The following is a 3,644-nucleotide window of genomic DNA, read 5'->3' on the forward strand; positions in this document are numbered from 1 at the left end:
CGAGATGAGAAGAACCTACCAGTTCTCAAAACGACTTCGGGCTCCGCTTTAGCGCAGTAGCGTGTCGGCTTTGAGAACTGGTAGGTTCTGACAACATACTCTGTATTTAAATATAAGCACCAAAATTTTTATCTCGTTCAAACTTCATTTTCTGAATTTGTTCAATAATATATGGTGTTTCTTGGTATACGTAATAGTTCAACCAATTCGTAAATAGCAATGTACTAACAGATCTCCATCTTACGATTGGTTTTTGTTTTGGATCATCATCTGGGAAATAGTTTTCTGGCACCGCAATGTCTTCACCTTTAGCAAGGTCTCGTACATATTCACGATTGAGTGTATCCCAATCGTACTCGGAGTGACCAAAAACAAAGATATGTTTATTATCCAAACTACGTACGATAGCAGCCCCAGTTGGTTCAGAACCAGCTAACAATTCTAATTCCCTATGTGCTTTAATTTGCTCTAATGAAACTGTTGTATGGCGGGAGTGTGGCATCCAGAACTTTTCATCAAATCCTCGCAAGAGAACCGGTTGATCGTTGTAGATATCATGCTCATAAACGCCGAACAATTTAGTATCCATAATTTGTTTGTTAATACCAAAATGATGGTACAAACCAGCTTGTGCGCCCCAACAAATATAGAACGTGGAGTATACGTGTTCTTCACTCCAATTCATAATTTCTACGAGCTCATCCCAGTAGTCTACCTCTTCAAAAGGCATTAGCTCTACAGGGGCACCGGTAATAATCAAGCCATCGAAAAACTCATCTTTAACTTCGTCAAAGGTACGATAAAAGGTATCCAAATATTCTTCATCTACATTCTTAGATTTTCGAGATGCTGTATGCAATAAAGTTAAATTTACTTGCAATGGGCTATTACTAAGAGCGCGAAGGATTTGTGTTTCTGTAACCTCTTTTGTAGGCATCAAATTGACAAGTAAAATTTGGAGCGGCCGAATTTGTTGTGTTTCCGCTCGTTCTGTATCCATTACAAAGATATTCTCTTGTGCTAACTTTGTTATAGCCGGTAAATTCTTAATAACTTTAATCGGCATCGTGAAACCTCCTAAAACCCTTTAGCAATATAAGCGCGACGCAATGCCTCTAAACCTTCTGTCAATGTTGCACGAGGACAGGCAACATTGATGCGTTCAAACTTTTCGCCATCTTTACCAAACATAGACCCACTATCTAACCATAGCTTTGCATCATTAAGTAGCCATTGTTCACGCTCTGCTGGCGTCAATGGCAAATCAGAGCAATCAAACCACATGAGATACGTACCTTCAGGTCGATACATGTGCAACTTTGGTAAATGTTCTTTAAAATAATCAAGGGTATATTGAATATTACCTTGAATATATTCCTTTAATTCATCAAGCCATGGTCCACCGACTTCATAAGCGCCTTGGCAACCTACGAGTCCCATCGTATTCAATTGGCTATATCCTGCACGGTCAATTTCTTTGATAAATCGACGACGCAAGGAATCATTAGGAATGAAAATGTTAGACACTTGTAAGCCCGCAATATTAAAGGACTTACTAGGTGCTGTACAAACGATGCAATGCTCAGCATAGCTTTCACCAAGATTGGCAAAAACAGTATGCTTGTGACCATCCCATACGAAATCCGCATGAATTTCGTCGCTAATAATAATGACATTATGTTTAATACAAATATCGCCAAGACGTTTTAATTCTTCTTCGGTCCACACACGGCCCACAGGGTTATGAGGATTACAGAGCAAGAATAATGTTACATTATGCTCAATAATAGCCCGTTCCACACCTTCAAAATCGATTGTGTATCTATCTTCACCTTGAATCAAAGGCACATTAATCAAATTACGATCATTATCATCGATAACCATGCTGAAAGGATAATATACTGGTTGATTAATGAGTACCCCTTCCCCTTTCTTGGTGAAAGCACGCACAGCCATGGCAAGAGCAAACACCACGCCAGGTGTTTTTACAAGCCATTTTTTATCGATATTCCAATTAAAACGGCTAGCGAACCATTGTTTTAGTACATTGAAATATTCATCATCAGATTCCGTATATCCGAAAATACCATGATTAACGCGATCTAATAAGACTTGCTTTAGTTCACTAGGAATTTCAAAGTCCATATCCGCTACCCAAAATGGCAATACATCAGCAGGTTTACCACGTTGTACAGCAAAATCATATTTTAGAGACTTCGTATGCTTACGATCTACGATTTTATCAAAATTATATCGGCCCATAATAGCCTCCTTTTATTTATTGAAAGCTTGCGCTAAATCAGCAATCAAATCATCGGTATCTTCAATGCCAACGGACAAGCGCAATAAACGACGTGTAATCCCTTTACGTTCCGCATCTTCGGGTTTTAAATCTGGATGTGTTTGTGTAACAGGATACGTCAACAAAGATTCAGTGCCACCTAAACTTTCAGCAAATTGAATCAATTGAATACCTTCTAATACTTGTTTAGCCGTCTCTTCACTGTCTACTTCAAAGGATAACATACCGCCAAAACCAGTTGTTTGGGATTTGTTTATTTCATAACCTGGATGTTCAGGAAGGCCTGGGAACAATACCTTTGTAACCTTTGGTTCATTCTTCAACCATTCTGCAAGAGCGATGGCATTCTTTTGATGCTGTTCCATACGTAGTGCCAACGTTTTGACGCCACGAATAACAAGCCAGCTATCAAAGGCAGATAAACACGCACCTACAGTCTTATAAATAAGGCGCAATTGAGCTGCCAACTCATCATCTTTCACAATAGTAAAACCGGATATCACATCATGATGCCCACCGATAAATTTAGTCCCACTATGAACAACAATATCTGCACCAAGATTTAATGGTTTTTGGAAATACGGGCTTAAGAATGTATTATCTACAATAACGAGTGCATTGCGGTCGTGCGCCATTTTACTCAATGCACGTACATCGGTAATTTCCATCATTGGATTTGTAGGTGTTTCAATATATACGGCCTTAGTATTTGGTTTAAAAGCGGCTTGTACTGCATCAAGATCAGATGTGCCTACATACGTAAATTCGACACCATTCTTTTCGTAGATATTAGTAAATAATCGAATGGAGCCACCATATAAATCATCACCTAAAATAACATGGTCTCCTGGGGAGAATAAATGGAATACCGCATCAACAGCAGCCATACCAGAAGAAAAAGCGATTGCATCAGTACCTTCTTCTAGGCCTGCAATCAATGTTTCAAGACGATCACGAGTTGGGTTAGACTCACGTGTATATTGGAATCCTGTTGTTTCACCTAAACCAGGATGTGTAAATGTACTGGACATATAAATTGCTGGAGAAATGGCCCCTGTACTATCTGGCTTACCACTGCCGTGAACACATTTTGTATTAAACTTCATCGTATTGTCTCCTTATATATCTGATAAGATATGCTTCTATCTGCAAACTACAATCATAGGAAATATAATTCCTGTATGTAACTAGGAAATAATAATCCCACTCCGAAACTATAGTATTATAATATATCTATTATAAAAAGTACGATGTGCTTAGTCAATTAAAAGGGCTTATCATATAGCTAAATACGCCTATTGAGTCATATGTATTTTGAATGAGTTGTCATAACTTTTAGTTT

At 38.4% G+C, this 3,644-nt stretch carries 3 protein-coding genes; all 3 read right to left on the reverse strand.

Going from position 1 to position 3,644, the window contains the following annotated elements; translation table 11 throughout:
* Positions 1 to 106 precede the first annotated feature (106 nt).
* The 3 genes from metA to RYP29_RS08530 are packed head-to-tail and all read right to left on the reverse strand — an operon-like array spanning position 107 to position 3,408.
* The gene (gene metA / locus RYP29_RS08520) at positions 107 to 1,066 is read right to left on the reverse strand and encodes a homoserine O-succinyltransferase (protein WP_009661841.1); all 960 of its coding nucleotides are present in this window, start codon (positions 1,064 to 1,066) and stop codon (positions 107 to 109) included.
* 11 nt (positions 1,067 to 1,077) lie between these two features.
* A complete protein-coding gene (locus tag RYP29_RS08525) occupies positions 1,078 to 2,262 on the reverse strand; it encodes a MalY/PatB family protein (RefSeq protein WP_311533108.1) in 1,185 nt (394 codons plus the stop codon).
* Between the two features lie 12 nt (positions 2,263 to 2,274).
* Positions 2,275 to 3,408: a PLP-dependent aspartate aminotransferase family protein gene (locus tag RYP29_RS08530; protein ID WP_311533110.1), complete on the reverse strand. Its 1,134-nt coding sequence runs from the start codon at positions 3,406 to 3,408 to the stop codon at positions 2,275 to 2,277.
* Positions 3,409 to 3,644 lie beyond the last annotated feature (236 nt).

This window comes from uncultured Veillonella sp., from assembly GCF_963534045.1.
GTDB lineage: Bacteria > Bacillota > Negativicutes > Veillonellales > Veillonellaceae > Veillonella.

What these genes read in the sequence shown, in the direction of transcription:
- RYP29_RS08525 (WP_311533108.1), bottom strand. Translation starts at nt 2,262, where the DNA reads ATGGGCCGATATAATTTTGATAAAATCGTAGATCGTAAGCATACGAAG.
- metA (WP_009661841.1), bottom strand. Translation starts at nt 1,066, where the DNA reads ATGCCGATTAAAGTTATTAAGAATTTACCGGCTATAACAAAGTTAGCA.
- RYP29_RS08530 (WP_311533110.1), bottom strand. Translation starts at nt 3,408, where the DNA reads ATGAAGTTTAATACAAAATGTGTTCACGGCAGTGGTAAGCCAGATAGT.